Source organism: Hydrogenophaga sp. PAMC20947, assembly GCF_004795855.1.
Classification (GTDB): Bacteria; Pseudomonadota; Gammaproteobacteria; order Burkholderiales; family Burkholderiaceae_C; genus Hydrogenophaga.
Window position 1 is genome coordinate 3,137,940 of record NZ_CP039252.1, and the last position, 15,944, is coordinate 3,153,883.

Here is a 15,944-nt window from a genome sequence, read left to right on the forward strand (position 1 = left end):
GCTCAGGCGGCCTTCTTCTGTTCGGCCTTGGCCATCTCGGCCAGCACTTCTTCGCTCCAGGCTTTGGGGGCCATCGGGAAGCCCAGACGGGCGCGGCTGTCGAGGTAGCTGCGGGCCACTTTGCGAGCCAGATCGCGGATGCGCCCCATGTAGGCAGCGCGCTCGGTCACGCTGATGGCCCCGCGGGCGTCGAGCAGGTTGAAGCTGTGCGCGCACTTGAGCACTTGCTCATAGGCGGGCAAAGCCAGCTGCACCTCGATCAGGTGCTTGGCTTGTTTTTCGTGCTCGCCAAAAGCGTGGAACAGGAAATCGGTATCGGCGTGTTCAAAGTTGTAGGCCGACTGCTCTTTCTCGTTTTGCAGGTAGACGTCGCCGTAGCTGAGCTTGGAGCCATCGGCACGCTGGGTCCACACCAAGTCGTAGACATTGTCCACGCCTTGCAAATACATGGCCAGGCGTTCCAGGCCGTAGGTGATCTCACCGGTGGCGGGTTTGCAGTCGATACCACCCACTTGCTGGAAGTAGGTGAATTGCGTGACTTCCATGCCGTTGAGCCAGACTTCCCAGCCCAGGCCCCAGGCGCCGAGCGTGGGGTTTTCCCAGTCATCTTCCACGAAGCGGATGTCGTTCTTCTTGAGGTCAAAACCCAAGGCTTCGAGCGAGCCCAGATACAGCTCCAGGATGTTGGCCGGCGCTGGCTTCAACACCACCTGGTATTGGTAGTAGTGCTGCAGGCGGTTGGGGTTTTCGCCGTAGCGGCCGTCTTTGGGGCGGCGGCTGGGCTGCACGTAGGCGGCCTTCCACGGCTCAGGGCCGAGCGCGCGCAGAAAAGTGGCGGTGTGGCTGGTGCCGGCGCCCACCTCCATGTCGATGGGCTGGAGCAAGGCACAGCCTTGTGCGTCCCAATAGGACTGCAGCTTCAAGATGATTTGCTGAAAGGTCAACATGCGTGCGTGGCCGGGACAAGTCCCGTGCTGAGGGTAATCTGGAGAGGTAGCTGCCCGGCGCCATTCGCCGAGAGCCAAAGGGGGATTTTACGGGCCAGCCCACCGCTCCCGCTCGAGGAGGATCAGTGGGGACCCTGCGAAGGCTTGAGCCTTGACCGTCGCTTGGCAATCCAGGCCCAACCCAGCGCCACGAGACAGAGGCCCCAGATGGGCCATTGACCCCATTGAGAGGCCCAGGCCGCATATGGGGTGAGACCTGTGCGGCCTTCCACTGTGGCGGCCAGCCGGTCGCGGGTGAGGCGCGGAAGGCTGTGGGTGACGGCGCCCCGGTGATCGATGGCCGCAGTGGCGCCGGTGTTGGTCGCGCGCAGCATGGGGCGGCCCAGTTCCATGGCCCGCAGCCGCGAAATTTGCAGGTGTTGATCAATCGCTACCGTGTCACCAAACCAGCCGATGTTGCTCAGGTTGACCAGCACCGTGGGCGCACTGGACGCATCGGCAAACGAGGCCGCGAGCTCTTCGCCAAAGAGGTCTTCATAACAAATGTTGGTGGACACCCGCTGGCCGGCCAGTTCCCAGGGCGACTGCACCTGGGCGCCCCGGGCGAAATCGCCCAAGGGGATGTTCATCATCCGGGTGAACCATCGGAACAGCGGCGGAATGAATTCCCCGAATGGCACGAGGTGGTGCTTGCTGTATTGGTAGAAGCCTGGGCCCCCCCCACTGGCGCCGCCTTGCAGCCGCGTACCGTCGCGTTCACCGTCGAGTGCCTGCACAGCGCGGCGAGCCGAGTCGGCGGTGATGCCCCAGGCCGAGTTGGTGTAGCCCTGCTCGTAGTCACCCAGGGGCAAACCCATGAGCGCCGACACACCAGGCGCCCGGTCGGATACCGGCTGCCGGGCCAGCCCACCCAGCAAGGGCCCCCAGAATTCAGCCGCAGACAGCTGTTGCGGCAGCATGGGCACCGCCGTCTCAGGCGCTACGACCAGTTGTGGCGCGTCCTCGGGGTTCGCTTGCAGCGCGGCCTGGATTTGCTGGGGATACCAGCCCAGCGCCTGCACCACACCCGTGCCCGCTTCAAATTTTTCATCTTGTGCAATATTGCCTTGCAACAACCACACCTTGAGCGTCCCGCTGCTGTCTGTTCCCGATAAAGCCAAGTCGCGCAAGCGATCGGGCATGGCCAGGCTGGCCATCAGCGCCAGGCACAACAGGCCCACCAGCCCGCTCGAAATCCGGCCCGCCCACGAAGCCTGATGGGTCGGTGACCGGGCACCCAGCGTTCCCACTGCCATCCGGTGCACCAGGGCGGCCAAGGCATAGGCCAGAACCGCTGCCACCGCGCCCATGCCATAAACGCCGATCCACGGTGCCCATGCCCCCATCAAATCCACTTGTGCGTAGCCGCCCGCCCCCCAGGGGAAGCCCGTGAGCCACCGCCCCCGCACCCCTTCGGCGAGCGTCCAGGTGGCGGCAAAAAGCAAGGCCTGCCCGCCAACCGAGCGGGGCGCCCAGGCGACGGCGAGCGCCGCTGCGCCCGCATACAGCAGCGCCAATGCCCCAGCCAGTGCCAGCACCGCCAGCACCGCCATCCAGGCGGGCAAACCCCCGTAGGTGTGCAAGGAGACAAACAGCCACCAGAACGTGCAAGCCAGCCAGGCCCAGGCAAAAAGCCATCCGCGCCAGGCGGCCTGTCGCGGCCGGCTTGCATGGCGCAAACCGAGCGCCAGCACGGCGAGGGACAACATTTGCCAGCCCCCGCTGGCCTGCCCCTGGGTTGCGCCGGGCAACAACCAGACACCCGCTGGCCACGCCAGCGAGGCCGCCTGCACAGCCCCCGCGAGCAGACAGAGCAACGCCCATGCCCACGCACCGACGGGCGCAGTGCGGCTGGGCGCCGGGTCACTCAAAGGTGAAAAGGACGATGCCGGATGCAGAGAGCCAAAGAGGCTGCGCATGGGGGAACGTGGCGAAGAAGCGCGGTCACCGCAGAGCGGGACAGCCGCTCAATCGCCTGAAGCCGCCTCAGCGGGCGTGACCTTGAACCACTTCACCGCGCCACCCTTGGTGTGCAGCACAACAAAGTGCAAGCCTCCGGACTCATGGGTTTCCCCCCGCTTGGGCACATGGCCCATGTCATGGGCGATCAGGCCGCCGATGGTCTCAAACTCCTCCATGGCGAGCTTGGCCCCAAACGATTCGTTGATGCGTTCGATGGGTGTATCGCCGCTCACGCGCCAGGTGCTGTCGGCCAGGGAGTAAATGTCGCCCTCATCTTCGACTTCGTCGAATTCGTCTTCGATCTCGCCGACGATTTCTTCCAGCACGTCTTCAATCGTGATCAATCCGGCCACACGGCCAAACTCATCGATCACGATGGCCAGGTGGTTGCGGTTGCCACGGAACTCCCGCAACAAATCGTTGAGGCCTTTGCTCTCGGGCACAAAGGTCGCCGGGCGCAACAAGGCACGGATGTTGAGCTCGGGTGCGCGCTGCAGCTTGAGCAGGTCTTTGGCCAGCAGAATACCGAGGATGTTTTCGCGCTCGCCTTCGTAAACAGGGAAGCGCGAGTGGGCCGTGTCGATCACGATGTGCAGCAACTCGTCGTAGGGCGAGTCGATGTCCAGCAAGTCCATGCGGGGCGCGGCCACCATCACATCGCCAGCCGACATGTCGGCGATGCGCATCACGCCTTCCAGCATGATGCGGGATTCGGCGTTGATGATGTCGTTGTCTTCGGCCTCGGCCAGGATGCCGATCAGCTCATCGATGGAATCTGGGCCGGGGTGGATGAACTCTGCGAGCTTTTGCAGGAATCCACGTTTGTCTTCTTGCCGCAGGCTGCGCTGCGGCCCGGGACTGGGGGGGGTGTCTGCCACTGAAGGAATGCGTTGGTTGTTGTGGGCCACAGGATACCGCAAGCCCGAGATGCCGGACAAAAGCCCCCCCGCGATGACCCGGACAGCGCGGGCATTCCGGGCGACGGATCAGCCCTTCACGCGATCCCGGCTGCCCAGAACCCCCTGGCGCACCGACTGCAGGTAACCCAGGGCTTTCCAGAACTGCCGGGCCTGGGCCTTGAGGTGGTAATCGGTGATGGCCACCTTTTCGTTGAACAGCTCAATCACGCGGGAATCAAAATCCGCGGGCGGCACCCGCAGGTGGCCCTCGCTTTCGGACCCGTCGCGCTGGATCACAGCACCTGCCCTGCGGGCAATCTTCAGCATGGCCGTGTTTTCCGACAAGGCGTGGATGAACAGCTGGCTCACGCCCTCGTTTCGCGCATGCATCAAAGCGCGCTCAAACAGCTGGCGGCCATAACCGCGGCTGCGGGCCGATTTGGCCACCGACACGCCGAACTCAGCGCAACTGTTGCACTGAGGATCCACCGAAAACGCCAGGTGAGCCATGGCGATGAGTTCGAGTTTCCGGTTGAAGATGCCAAACAACTCGTCGCGAACAAAATTGAGCTGGTTCACGTAGCGCAGGATTTGCTCGTCATTGGCAGAGTAACCAAAACGCAGGTAGCGGTCATGGCTGTCCAGCGCCAGCAGGTGCGTGCGGATCCGTTCCAGATGCCCCGGCCCCATGGACCGGATGGGCACCGCCACCCCAGGCGCAGGCGCAGCAGTCGCCAACGCGGCGCCCACAGGCTGCGGCTCTGCGACGCTGGAGGCCGACAGGGACTTGAACCATTGGATGGGATTGAACATAGGGACAATTTAAGGGTTTTCCCTAGATCGGCAAGGTCAGGGGTCTCTAAAGCCGTGAAAACCCGATGGGCGGGTGACTTTTTACCGATCAACGGCCTCCAATTTGTTGCAGTGCAACAATTTGGGCGCCGAGAGAGATCAAACCGGCATCGCTGTGGTGCTCTTGACCCTGTCCATGACAAAACTGGTTTTGCAATCCTGCACGCTGGGGTGTCTCAGCAAGGTTTCCATCATGAAGCGCGAATAGGCCCCCATGTCGGCCACCATCAACCGCAGCTGGTAGTCCATCTCGCCCGTCAGAGCCACGCATTCGACCACTTCCGCCCAAGCCATCACACTGGCCCGAAACTCGTCCATCGGGTTGCGTTTGGCGCTCTCACTGTGTTTTTCCAGACGAACATTGACATAGGCCGTGAGGCCCAGCCCAACCGCCTCGGGACGAATCAAGGCCACATACCGGTCGATCACCCGTGCCTCTTCCAGGCGCTTGACCCTGCGCAGCACCGCGCTGGGTGAGAGCCCGACCGACTCGGCGATCTGGTCGTAGGTGGCTCGCCCGTCGGCCTGCAACAGCCGCAAAACGTGTCGATCAAGCTTGTCAAGTGCATACATATGTCATATTTTGCAGGATTTCAGCGAATATCGACGATCAAGCATCAAAAAACGCAGCAATCGTGATGGAGGCTCCCGATACAGTGGAGGCTGGACGGCGGCCCAAGCTCTGGTGCGCCCTTTCACAACAGGAGACAAGACCATGAACGCCACCCAGCCCACCTCGCTGACCGATCGCAACACCACCTGGGACAACCCCATGGGCACCGACGGCTTCGAGTTCATCGAATACGCCGCACCCGATCCGGTCGCCATGGGCGCCCTGTTTGAAAGCATGGGCTTCCAGGCCATCGCAAAACACCGCCGCAAAGACGTGACGCTGTACCGCCAGGGTGGGGTCAACTTCATCATCAACGCCGAGCCCGACAGCTTCGCCCAGCGTTTTGCCCGCCTGCACGGCCCCAGCGTGTGTGCCATTGCTTTCCGTGTGCAAGACGCCAAGGCCGCTTATGAGCGCGCCATTTCCCTGGGCGCCTGGGGTTACGCGCAAGACGCCGGCCCGGGCGAGCTCAATATCCCGGCCATCAAAGGCATCGGCGACTCCATCATCTATTTCATCGACCAGTGGCGTGGCAAAGATGAGGCGCAAACCGGCGACATTGGCAACATCGGCTTCTTTGATGTCGATTTCAAACCGCTGCCTGGCGCCACGCTGAATCCCATGGGCCATGGCCTGACCTATATCGACCACCTGACCCACAACGTGCACCGCGGCCGCATGGAAGAGTGGTCGGGCTTCTACGAGCGTTTGTTCAATTTCCGCGAAGTGCGCTACTTCGACATCGAAGGCCAGTCCACCGGCGTCAAGAGCAAGGCCATGACCAGCCCCTGCGGCAAAATCCGCATCCCGATCAATGAAGAGGGCAACGAAAAGGCCGGCCAAATCCAGGAGTACCTCGACAGCTATCACGGCGAGGGCATCCAGCACATCGCTATGGGCTCGACCAATTTGTACGACACGGTGGATGCGCTGCAGCTGTCGGGCATCAAACTGCTCAACACCAGCGACACTTACTACGAGTTGCTCGACAAACGCATTCCCGGACACGGTGAAGATGTTGAGGCACTCAAGACGCGCAACATCCTGGTCGACGGCAACCAGGGCGAGCTGTTGCTGCAAATCTTCAGCGAGAACCAGCTCGGCCCCATCTTCTTTGAGTTCATCCAGCGCAAAGGCAACGAAGGCTTCGGCGAAGGCAACTTCAAGGCCTTGTTTGAGACGATGGAACTGGATCAGATCCGCCGCGGCACCTTGAAGAGTTGACCGTCGAGAAAGGGCGCATGGCGTCGTTGCGAGGGCTTGCCGTGGCGCTGCCACTGTCTGCGCCATCGCGCCTCGCCCTGCACCCTTTTCGGCGGTCTTGAGTGGCGTTTCGTTTGCAGAGATTTTGGAGTTCTTATGGCCGTTGCCCCTGTTGTTTATGGCGCCAGCGAGCGCCCGCCGCGTGGCGATTACAGCCGCGCTCTTGACGATTACACCTGCCCACAAAACTGGGGCAACTACACCGAAGCGGATCACGACACCTACCGCCGCCTGTACGAACGGCAGTCCGCTTTGTTGCCCGGTCTCGCTTGTGATGCCTTTATTGAGGCCCTGCCTTCGCTGGGCATCAAGGACCGCATCCCACGGTTCGAAGAGATCAACGAGCGGCTGAAGCCCGCGACCGGCTGGGAGATCGTGGCCGTGCCCGGCCTGATCCCCGAGCGGCCGTTCTTTGACTTGCTCGCCAACCGGCGCTTCCCGGTCACCGACTGGATCCGCAAGCCCGATGAGTTTGAGTACATCGTCGAGCCCGACGTGTTTCACGATCTGTTTGGACACGTGCCCCTGCTGTTCAACCCGGTGTTCGCCGACTACGTGCAGCGCTATGGCGCGGGCGGGCTGAAGGCGCACGACCTCGGGGCCGGCGAACTGCTCTCCCGCCTGTACTGGTACACGATCGAATTCGGCATGATCCAGCAGCCCGATGGCCTGCGCGCCTATGGTGCGGGCATCTTGAGCTCGTCGGGTGAGCTGCGCCACAGCGTGAACAGCCCCGCCCCACAGCGCATCGCGCTGGATCTGGTGCGCTGCATGCGCACCCGCTACAAGATCGACGACTACCAGGCGACCTATTTTGTGATCAACAGCTTCCAGCAGCTCTTCGATCTCACCGCACCCGACTTCGCGCCACTCTACGAAGCCGTGCGCTCTGCGGGTGACATCGCAGTCGACGCAAGCAACGCAAGCGATTCCCGCATCACCCTGGGATGAAACCCCAGCGCCACGTGTGCCGTTGCTGGCACGTGGCGGTTGTCTGCGCCAGCGAGGGTCGCCGTGCTGGCGGGAAACACGATGTTGTCTGTGTGGGAGTACCAGCAAACGAAGCGGCTGTGCACTGACGCACCGTACAGCGCCTGTTCCTTAGCCGCGAGATCAACCAGCCAGGCGTTGCCGGGCTGCATCTGGCGGCCGTTGGTCAAATGGCTGAAATGCGCGAGCCAGGTGCCGTGGTGGGGCGAACCGATGGTGATCACAGCCTCGACCCGTGCCAGCGCGCGCGGATCGCTCGCCAGCCAGGCGCGCGCCGCGAGCCCGCCCATGCTGTGGCACACCAAGACAGGCGGCGCCGAGCCCAGGGCTTCGGCTTGCCGGACTGCGGTTTCAATCAGCGCCACGCCCCTGTCGATCGATCCGAACACCGGCTCCAGATTCACCGAGGTGTACGGCATGCCCAGTTGCCGCAGCGCCTGCATCCAGGGCGTCCAGAAACCGCGGTTGCACACAAAACCATGAATGAACACCGCGGCTGATCCGTCGAAAGCACCGCCGCCATGCGGTTCGCTGTCTGGTAAACGCCGCCACTGAAAGGGCTGCCGCCAGGCAAACACGGCCGGGGCCTCCCGAGCCTCTTGCCACCAGGCTTCCAGCCGTTGGGCCAGCGTTGCGCTCGGCGCAGGGTCGCTCCGGTTCACCCAGGCGGCCAACACAAACTCCAGCGCCAGGACCAGTGCGTAGACCAGCACCACCAGCAGCGCACCCGACAAAGCCCATGCCAAGGATTCGCCCCACATCCAGGCTACCCACCCCCCGGCGGCCAATACCCCCCCCAGAACCAGCGCCTGTTGCATTCGAGCCAGCGAAGAAGCGGGTCGACGATTGCTCACCTGATGAGTCGTGGCTTCGGGTGGATGTTTGAGAGGGCCATTCATCCCTCAACTATCGCACGACGGCCCGCCCTTCATGCAAGCCCGCCTAGAACGGCCACTCTACGGCGGAGGCGCCGACAGGCCTAGACTGGAGGGGTCATGAATGCCACCCCCTCGACCGCTGAAGCCATCCGCGCACAACTCGCCCGGGTCCAACACCTGCGCGATGCCGCAGGGCAGGGACCGATGGCAGCGGCCCTGCAATCTGTGAAAAGGCTTCAAGCCCAGCGCTTCAAAGGTACCTACGCCGATTTCCTGCGCGACCCGCGCTACGCGACCGCCACCCAGTTTTTCCTGGACGAGCTCTACGGCGAACACGATTTCGCCGACCGCGACCAACAATTCGGGCGCATCGCTGGTGCCATCGAACGGTTGTTTCCCGATGCGGTCGGCCAACTGGCCGTCGACTTGGCCGAGACCCATGCCCTGACCGAATCGCTCGACCACCAGATGGCCGAGCATTGGGTGACCGCTCCAGCGGCCCTGCCCCAAGAGGCCAACTACATCCGCTGCTGGCGCCTCACCGGGCGACCGGCCGATCGCACCCGGCAGCTGGCGGTGGTACTGCACATGGGCTCAGAACTGCAGCGGCTCACCCGCATGAAATCACTCTTGTTTGCACTCAAGATGATGCGACAGCCCGCACAGGCAGCCGGGCTGGGCGCCTTGCAACAGTTTCTCGAACGGGGTTTTCTCGCTTTTGCCCACATGCGCGATGCCGCGAGCTTCATGGAAGCCATCGCAGAGCGCGAGTCCGCCTGGATCGAGCACCTGTTCCATGGCGACACCCCCACCTGCCAGCAAGCGCTGTTGGCCGAGATCTCGGTACCCTGAAGGCATCGACCGTTCGGCCGATACTGTGCTTTGGGTGACAGAAACCTAGGGCCAGCCCGGTGTGCCAAGACGCGCCCAGCGGTCAGAATGTTTGCAGCCCGTTTTGTTTGCGAACCCTCTTCATCCCCCAACATGACCTTGCCCACACCCACCGACCGCCCTTGGCTGAACCAGTATCCGGCAGGCGTCCCCCACGACATCGATCCCGAAGCAGAGACTTCGCTCGCTGCCGTGATGGAAAGAAGCCTGAAAGAACACGCCGACCGCCCCGTGAGCGTGTGTATGGAGCAGTGGATGAGCTACCGGGAGCTCGATGCCTACAGCCTGTCGCTGGGCGCTTGGCTGCAGGGATTGGGGCTGAAGCCTGGCGACCGTGTGGCCGTCATGCTGCCCAACATTCCGCAGTTTCTGGTCACCATGGTGGCGGTGGTTCGGGCTGGGTTCACCGTCGTCAACGTCAACCCCCTCTACACGGCACGGGAGCTGGAGCACCAGCTCAAAGACTCGGGCGCCAACGCCATCATCGTGCTGGAAAACTTCTGCGCCACGTTGCAGGAGGTCATCGATGAGACTCAGGTGCAGCACGTGGTGGTGGCCAGCCTGGGTGATTTGCTGGGGACCGTGAAAGGCCGGTGGCTGAGTTTTGCCGTGCGACACCTGGCGAAGATGGTTCCCCCCTACCGACTGCCCATGAATGGCCCCCGCGGCGAGCGCTCCATTGTCAGCTTCACCGACGCACTGGCCCAGGGCCAGGGAAAGGCCCTGAAGCCGAGCGCCGCCAACCTCGACTCCATCGCCTTCCTGCAGTACACCGGTGGCACCACAGGGCTGTCCAAAGGTGCTGTACTGACCCACCGCAACATCATTGCAGCGGTGCTTCAAGCCGAGGCTTGGTTCACCCCGGCCTTGGGCAAGGTGGGCGATGTCCGCAACATCAACAACATCGCCGCTCTGCCGCTGTACCACATCTTCGCCCTCACCCTCAGCCTGGTGACCCTCCGCTGGGGCGCCCACCTGACCCTGATTCCGAACCCCCGGGACATCCCGGGCTTCGTGAAAACCCTCAAAAAGCGGCCCTTCCACATGCTGCCGGCTGTCAACACGCTGTTCAATGGCCTGCTGCACAGCCCCCAGTTCAGGGAGATCGATTTTTCATCCCTGGTCGTGTCCCAGGCGGGCGGTATGGCCGCCACGGAAGCCACGGCCAAGGAATGGCAAAAGGTGACGGGCTCCACCATGGTCGAAGGTTGGGGCATGAGCGAAACCTGTGCCATGGGCACCAACAACCCGGTCAACAGCACGAGCTTCAGTGGCAATATCGGTCTGCCCCTGCCAGGCATCCGCATCGCCATCAAAGACGACGATGGCAACTCTTTGCCGCTGGGCGAATCTGGCGAAATCTGCATCCACGGGCCCAACGTGATGGTGGGCTACTACAACCAGCCCGACGAGACTTCAAATGCCTTCACGACCGACGGCTACATGCGCACCGGCGACATCGGCATCATGGACACCCAGGGCTTTACACGCATTGTTGACCGCAAGAAAGACATGATCCTGGTGTCCGGGTTCAACGTCTTCCCCACCGAGCTGGAAAACGTGATCTCCTCCTGCCCCGGTGTCCTGGAGTGTGCGGCCATCGGGTTGCCCGATGAACGCCAGGGCGAAGTGATCAAGGTCTTTGTGGTTCGCAGCGATTCGACCCTCACCGAAGAACAGGTCGCGCAGCATTGCCACGACAACCTCACCGGTTACAAGCGGCCCAAATACATCGAGTTCAGGGAAGCACTGCCCAAAACCAACGTGGGGAAAATCCTGCGCCGTGCGCTGCGGCCTGAAGCCTGATCTTCGGGGCACGGCGGCCTTCAATAAAAGATCAGGCGCGGTATGTGTCTGGCGCCGAATCCGCTGGCTCCAAGTGAACCTTGTGCAAACAAAGCCCGTCGAGCGGATCGTGTGGATTCTGCCAAGGCTTTTCCGCCAAGGCCCGTCGCCCCAGCTGCAGCCCCGCGTTGGAGCGCAAATTGATCCCACGTGGCGTGAAATCAATGTCTTTCGTCTGGTCATCGCCCGCCAGGTGGGGCGCCATCAGCGCGACGACATGCATCATGGTGTTGCAGCCCCAGGCGCCAAGTTCGCGGGCGTGCTCGCTGTCGGGGACCTGTTGGGCGAGGTCGCGAATAATGTGACGCAGGCGGTGCAGTTGCTTCTGGCGTTCGATGTGCGACTCTGCCCGGCTGGCGAACTGGATGTCTTTCAGTCGGCTCTGAACGTCCGACAGGCTTTGCGGTTCGTCCCCGTGCGGCTCCCAAAGGCGACAGGCAAAGATCAGCGAATCACAGCGCGGCTTGTCGTCGAGCACCACCTCGATGGGTGTATTCGAGTACAGCCCGCCATCCCAGTAGGGATCGCCATCGATGCGCACCGCACCAAAAGCTGGCGCCAGAGCGCCAGAGGCCAGAATATGGTCGGCGCTGAGGCGTTCATGCCGACTGTCGAAATAACGCATCTGCCCGGTGCGCGCATTGACGGCTCCCACCGTGATGCGAGTGGGTGAGCGCGCCAGGTAGTCGAAGTCCACCAGCTCATTCAGCGTATCGCGCAGGGGCTGCGTATCGTAGTAGGCGGCCTTCTCGATACCCAATGACTGGCGGGGATTGAACCAGGCGGGCCAATGGGGTGCGAAGAAGCCTGGAACGCCCTGGACCACCACACCCAGGTTGTGTTGCGTTTGCGCCAGTGCGGCCATCGAGGGCCACAAGGAAAAGGCACTGTGTGCCGCCTGACGCGGTTGAATGCGCTCCCAGAACGTGCGCAGGCGGGGCAATCTCAGCTGGGGAGGGTTGCCGGCGATGAGCGCTGCGTTGATGGCGCCAATCGACGTGCCAATCACCCAGTCGGGCTCCCGGCTGCCTTCGTGCAAGGCTTGATACACCCCGAGATGAAAAGCGCCTACCGCTCCGCCGCCTTGCATCACCATCACAGTCTGCTGGGCTGGGCAAGGCGCTACCGGTGTGTTGGCCGTGACGCCTTTTGGCGACTGCGCTGGGGATGAGGGGCGTGTGCGTGTGCGTGTGGCCATGTCAAGTCACCTTTGATGTATTGGGCTTCAGGTAGTCGTGCAGAACACGGCCATAGGGCAGGGTGAGGTTGGCGATGAAGTGCAGCCCGCCCAACATCTCGCGCACCGGCAGGTCGGCGACTGGCGCATTCACGTGTGGCACCAGGTGCAACCGGGCAGGGCCCGACCAGGCGCCCTGGACCTGGATGTCCGTCAAGTTGTAGGCCACCAGCTGGGCAATGGCCAACTCGCCATCCACATGGGGAATGAGCTTGAGATTGACCTGGGTCTTCTCCATCTTGTGCAGGATGGACTCGGCGCTGCAGGCCTTCTTGCCGCCCACGTCATACAGCAGATGCTGGTGCTTGTAGCCCATGGTACCCACGGCCACCTGCACACCAGCGTAATCCAGCGTGCCGGTGAGTGTGTCGTGCGCAATGCACAGCTTGGGCAGTGCGTGTTTCTTGGGAAAGCCCCAGATCTCGCGTCCACCCGCAATGGGTGGCTCGTCATCCAGGTACATCTGGGCGGTGAAGTTCACGGGCTCGCCCTGGTACAGCGCCGGGATGATGATGCCCGACTCGGTGTAGTCGCCAAACCCGGCCGAGTCGGGCATGCGGATGAACTCGAACAACACGGTGTCCGAACCGTCCGGTTCCAGCGGTTCGGGCAACGCGGCGCGAATGGCCGCCGGGTCGCTCTTGTAGGTGATGATCAGGTACTCCCTATCCACAAAGCGGTAAGGCCCCTTGGGATAAGAGGGCGATGCCATGGGCATCGACGGCAATTGCAAAATGGCTTCGGCGTTCATCGGGGTGCGCTCCTGAACAGATGGCTCATTGGGCCGTCCAACCACCGTCGATGGGCATCACCGCGCCAGTGATGCTGGCGGCAGCATCGGAGCACAGGAAGGCCGCATAGGCCGCCACCTGCTCGATGGTGACGAACTGCTTGGTGGGCTGCGCATGCAGCAATACATCGTCAATCACCTGCCGCTCGGTCAGGCCACGGGCTTTTGCCGTGTCGGGAACCTGCTTTTCCACCAGCGGTGTCCACACATAACCCGGGCACAGCGCATTGGCGGTGATGCCCTGCGTTGCAACTTCCAGCGCCACCGTTTTGGTGAACCCGGCGATGCCGTGTTTGGCCGCCACGTAGGCAGACTTGAATGGGGACGCGACCAACGCGTGTGCCGAGGCGATGTTGAGCACCCGGCCCCAACCCCGTTCCTTCATACCGGGCAGGGCCAGGCGCGTGGTGTGGAAAGCCGCCGAAAGGTTGATCGCGATGATGGCATCCCACTTCTCCACAGGGAATTCATCGACAGGTGCCACATACTGTATGCCCGCGTTGTTCACCAGTATGTCGATCGCGCCGCAAGCACCAATGGCTTCATCCATCATGGCCTGAGTGGCCGCCGGGTCTGACAGGTCGGCACCGCTGTAACGCACCTTCACCCCGTGCAGCTGCGCCAGCTCGCCGCGCAGTTGCTCGATGGCCGCAGCCTCACCAAAACCATTGAGCACCAAGTCATGACCTGCAGCAGCCAGTGCTGTCGCAATGCCCAGTCCAATACCACTGGTGGAGCCGGTGACGAGCGCGGTTTTCCTGAGCAGGCGTGTGTGTGGATGGGACATCGGCAATTCCAATAGGCGGTTGATTGCAAGCCACATGGCCTGTTCCCTTCAGTCGCAACCGGTCACCACATCCTTACACTCGCATCACCACACCATCACACGGCTCCATGCAACTTCGGCAGGCCAGAGGCGATCCGAAGGGCTCGAGCGTCACACCACGCCAGAATGCCACCCGCTCCCGAATCACAGGGACGCGGGACGCGGGACGCGGGATGGGGGTATTTCCAGGCAACGTGCCTGTTGACCCGCCCTGTCACCACGACGCAGTGGCAACTGGCCATGCCTTTGCATGAACACCATGCCGTTCGTGCGGAGTCGCACCTGCGCCATGGCGAGGGCGTTGAATGGCAAGCAAGAACCCAGCATCTGGGCAGGCCGCGACCTGCACATAACCTTCAGGCTGCGGCTATTACAGGTCGATCCTGCTTGCAAAAAATCAGGGCATCCCCGTCGATGTCGTCGCGATGCAAGATGGTGATCACCATGGCCATCGGCAGCAGGGTGAACGAGCCGACCAGGAACCACCGCTTGAAACGTTTCAGCGTCGCTGGAAATCCGGATCAGGTGTTCAGCCCATCCCAGGCGCGGTGGAGGGCTGGGCGCCGCATCCAGTAAAGCCAGCCGAGGCGCGTAGCCACTGTCCTTGAGCGCTTGCCCGGGCGAGACCAAGGCCACCTTGGAAGTTCTTCACCCCGTGTCCATCCAGCCGTCGGCCATGCAGCAGGCGAACGCCCGCATCGGCGGGCAGCGATCTGAATCCGCCGGTATCAGTACCTTACTCGGGTTGAGTTGATGCTGCGCCCGGATCATCGATCACCTCGTCCAGGCGCTCGGAATATGCCTTCATGGCCTTGCGCAGAAAGGGGACATGCAGGCTGAAGTTCTTGCAGCCGTCACACATCATCAGGTGCAGGTTGAGCGACATTTTTTCGACCACCGACAGCTTGCGCTCCTGTGATTCGGAGACCAGGCGGGTGACTTCACGGCAGTTCAGCATGGTGCACCCCCCTGCGCAAACCAGTGGTCTTCCAGACACTCACGCAGGCGCAGTCGCGCCCGATGCAGGATGACATTCAGGTTGGTTGAGGTGATGCCCACTTCGGCGCAGACCTCGCGCGCATCGAGCCCGACGTACTCGCGCATCATGAACACCCTGGCCTGCTGGCCGGGCAGGTCCTCCAGGCACATCTCAAAGACTTTCCAGAACTGCTTTTCCTGCAGGGTTTCTGTCGGGCTGCCCCAGGTGGCAGGCCGCTCATCTGACGCCCACATACCGTGATGGTCGAACAGTTCCAGAAGATCTGCCTCCTCGTCGGTATCACCCATCAATTGGTGTGTGGATAGATGGCGCTGACGTTGCCGAAGGATATCGGTGATCTTGTTCTTCAGGATGGCAAACACCCAGGTCTTGAGGCTGGCCTTGCCAGCGTAGGCCGCCGTGTTTCTGAACGCGCCCATCAGAGCCTCCTGCACCGCGTCTTCGGCCAGCTGTGGGTCCCCCAGCTGCAGGGATGCGAACTTGACCATCTTTCCCCGCAACGCATTGAGTTCGGTCGGATCCACCGCAGGTGCCTGAGACAACACATCCAGAGAACCCGCTGGCTTCTTTGCACCCCCGCTCATGATTCGGCCTTGTTCAACAATTGGTCGCGAGCCGCGCTGTAGCGGGACACAGCGCAGGAAGCCAGAACAACCAGCACCACCTGCTCCCACGCACTGCGCCCACCGGACAAGTTGGCTTCGCCCGGTTTGATCCGGGTGCACACGCAGCCCACCGCGATGGGTTCGAAAAAAATTGTGCCAAAAAAACTGTGCATGAACGGCTCCGACTGAGGGTTGCTTCGCGGCACCTTGTGGATGCGCCAGGCCCCTCCCCGCGATTCTCCCGCAAAAGACCGGGTGCACGGAATCGCCGCACCACGGCATCCAAAAAAGGTTCAAAGCCATACCC

The 15,944-nt window shown here is 62.4% G+C and carries 16 protein-coding genes; 4 read left to right on the plus strand and 12 right to left on the minus strand.

The genetic code is table 11. The features are described from left to right. Positions 1-2: 2 nt before the first annotated feature. The 5 genes from glyQ to E5678_RS14245 form a co-directional block, all read right to left on the minus strand. A complete protein-coding gene (gene glyQ, locus E5678_RS14225; protein WP_136179135.1) occupies positions 3-947 on the minus strand; it encodes a glycine--tRNA ligase subunit alpha in 945 nt (314 codons plus the stop codon). A gap of 122 nt (positions 948-1,069) precedes the next feature. Further along, entirely contained in the window at positions 1,070-2,905 is a 1,836-nt protein-coding gene (gene lnt, locus E5678_RS14230) for an apolipoprotein N-acyltransferase (RefSeq protein WP_136179136.1), read from the minus strand. Positions 2,906-2,953: 48 nt separating this feature from the next. Then, positions 2,954-3,826 carry a transporter associated domain-containing protein gene (locus E5678_RS14235; protein ID WP_136179137.1) on the minus strand — a complete coding sequence of 291 codons (873 nt, stop codon included), beginning with the start codon at positions 3,824-3,826 and terminating at the stop codon, positions 2,954-2,956. 108 nt (positions 3,827-3,934) lie between these two features. After that, entirely contained in the window at positions 3,935-4,537 is a 603-nt protein-coding gene (locus tag E5678_RS14240) for a GNAT family N-acetyltransferase (protein ID WP_247597036.1), read from the minus strand. A gap of 261 nt (positions 4,538-4,798) precedes the next feature. After that, positions 4,799-5,272: an Lrp/AsnC family transcriptional regulator gene (locus E5678_RS14245; protein ID WP_136179139.1), complete on the minus strand. Its 474-nt coding sequence runs from the start codon at positions 5,270-5,272 to the stop codon at positions 4,799-4,801. A 142-nt stretch (positions 5,273-5,414) separates the two neighbouring features. Here E5678_RS14245 and hppD point away from each other — a divergent pair, with 142 nt between their 5' ends. Both hppD and phhA read left to right on the plus strand, forming a co-directional pair. Next, positions 5,415-6,536, plus strand: a complete 1,122-nt coding sequence (gene hppD, locus E5678_RS14250; RefSeq protein ID WP_136179140.1) for a 4-hydroxyphenylpyruvate dioxygenase — start codon at positions 5,415-5,417, stop codon at positions 6,534-6,536. A 135-nt stretch (positions 6,537-6,671) separates the two neighbouring features. Further along, entirely contained in the window at positions 6,672-7,526 is an 855-nt protein-coding gene (gene phhA / locus E5678_RS14255) for a phenylalanine 4-monooxygenase (RefSeq protein WP_136179141.1), read from the plus strand. Here phhA and E5678_RS14260 read toward each other — a convergent pair. Further along, a complete protein-coding gene (locus E5678_RS14260; RefSeq protein WP_247596781.1) occupies positions 7,448-8,419 on the minus strand; it encodes a permease in 972 nt (323 codons plus the stop codon). The genes phhA and E5678_RS14260 overlap by 79 nt on opposite strands. A 141-nt stretch (positions 8,420-8,560) precedes the next feature. On the opposite strand from E5678_RS14260, the gene E5678_RS14265 reads away from it, so the two are divergent. Together E5678_RS14265 and E5678_RS14270 are read left to right on the plus strand one after the other, a co-directional pair. Next, positions 8,561-9,295 (plus strand): hypothetical protein, encoded by a 735-nt coding sequence (locus tag E5678_RS14265; protein ID WP_247596782.1) that lies wholly within the window; start codon positions 8,561-8,563, stop codon positions 9,293-9,295. 132 nt (positions 9,296-9,427) lie between these two features. Beyond that, positions 9,428-11,140 carry an AMP-binding protein gene (locus tag E5678_RS14270; RefSeq protein ID WP_136179143.1) on the plus strand — a complete coding sequence of 571 codons (1,713 nt, stop codon included), beginning with the start codon at positions 9,428-9,430 and terminating at the stop codon, positions 11,138-11,140. 31 nt (positions 11,141-11,171) lie between these two features. Here E5678_RS14270 and E5678_RS14275 read toward each other — a convergent pair whose 3' ends face one another. From E5678_RS14275 to E5678_RS14305, 6 genes are all read right to left on the minus strand, one after another. Beyond that, positions 11,172-12,275: a patatin-like phospholipase family protein gene (locus E5678_RS14275; RefSeq protein WP_247597037.1), complete on the minus strand. Its 1,104-nt coding sequence runs from the start codon at positions 12,273-12,275 to the stop codon at positions 11,172-11,174. A 103-nt stretch (positions 12,276-12,378) separates the two neighbouring features. Beyond that, complete coding sequence (locus E5678_RS14280) at positions 12,379-13,167, minus strand: acetoacetate decarboxylase (protein WP_136179145.1); 789 nt, start codon at positions 13,165-13,167, stop codon at positions 12,379-12,381. A 25-nt stretch (positions 13,168-13,192) separates the two neighbouring features. Next, positions 13,193-13,993: a 3-hydroxybutyrate dehydrogenase gene (locus E5678_RS14285; RefSeq protein WP_136179146.1), complete on the minus strand. Its 801-nt coding sequence runs from the start codon at positions 13,991-13,993 to the stop codon at positions 13,193-13,195. 775 nt (positions 13,994-14,768) lie between these two features. Next, on the minus strand, positions 14,769-14,990 hold the full coding sequence (locus tag E5678_RS14295; protein ID WP_136179148.1) for a zf-HC2 domain-containing protein: 222 nt from the start codon (positions 14,988-14,990) through the stop codon (positions 14,769-14,771). Further along, complete coding sequence (locus tag E5678_RS14300; RefSeq protein ID WP_136179149.1) at positions 14,984-15,616, minus strand: sigma-70 family RNA polymerase sigma factor; 633 nt, start codon at positions 15,614-15,616, stop codon at positions 14,984-14,986. The genes E5678_RS14295 and E5678_RS14300 overlap by 7 nt, the downstream gene beginning before the upstream one ends. Further along, positions 15,613-15,810 (minus strand): hypothetical protein, encoded by a 198-nt coding sequence (locus E5678_RS14305; RefSeq protein ID WP_136179150.1) that lies wholly within the window; start codon positions 15,808-15,810, stop codon positions 15,613-15,615. Before E5678_RS14305 ends, E5678_RS14300 begins: the two co-directional genes overlap by 4 nt. Positions 15,811-15,944 lie beyond the last annotated feature (134 nt).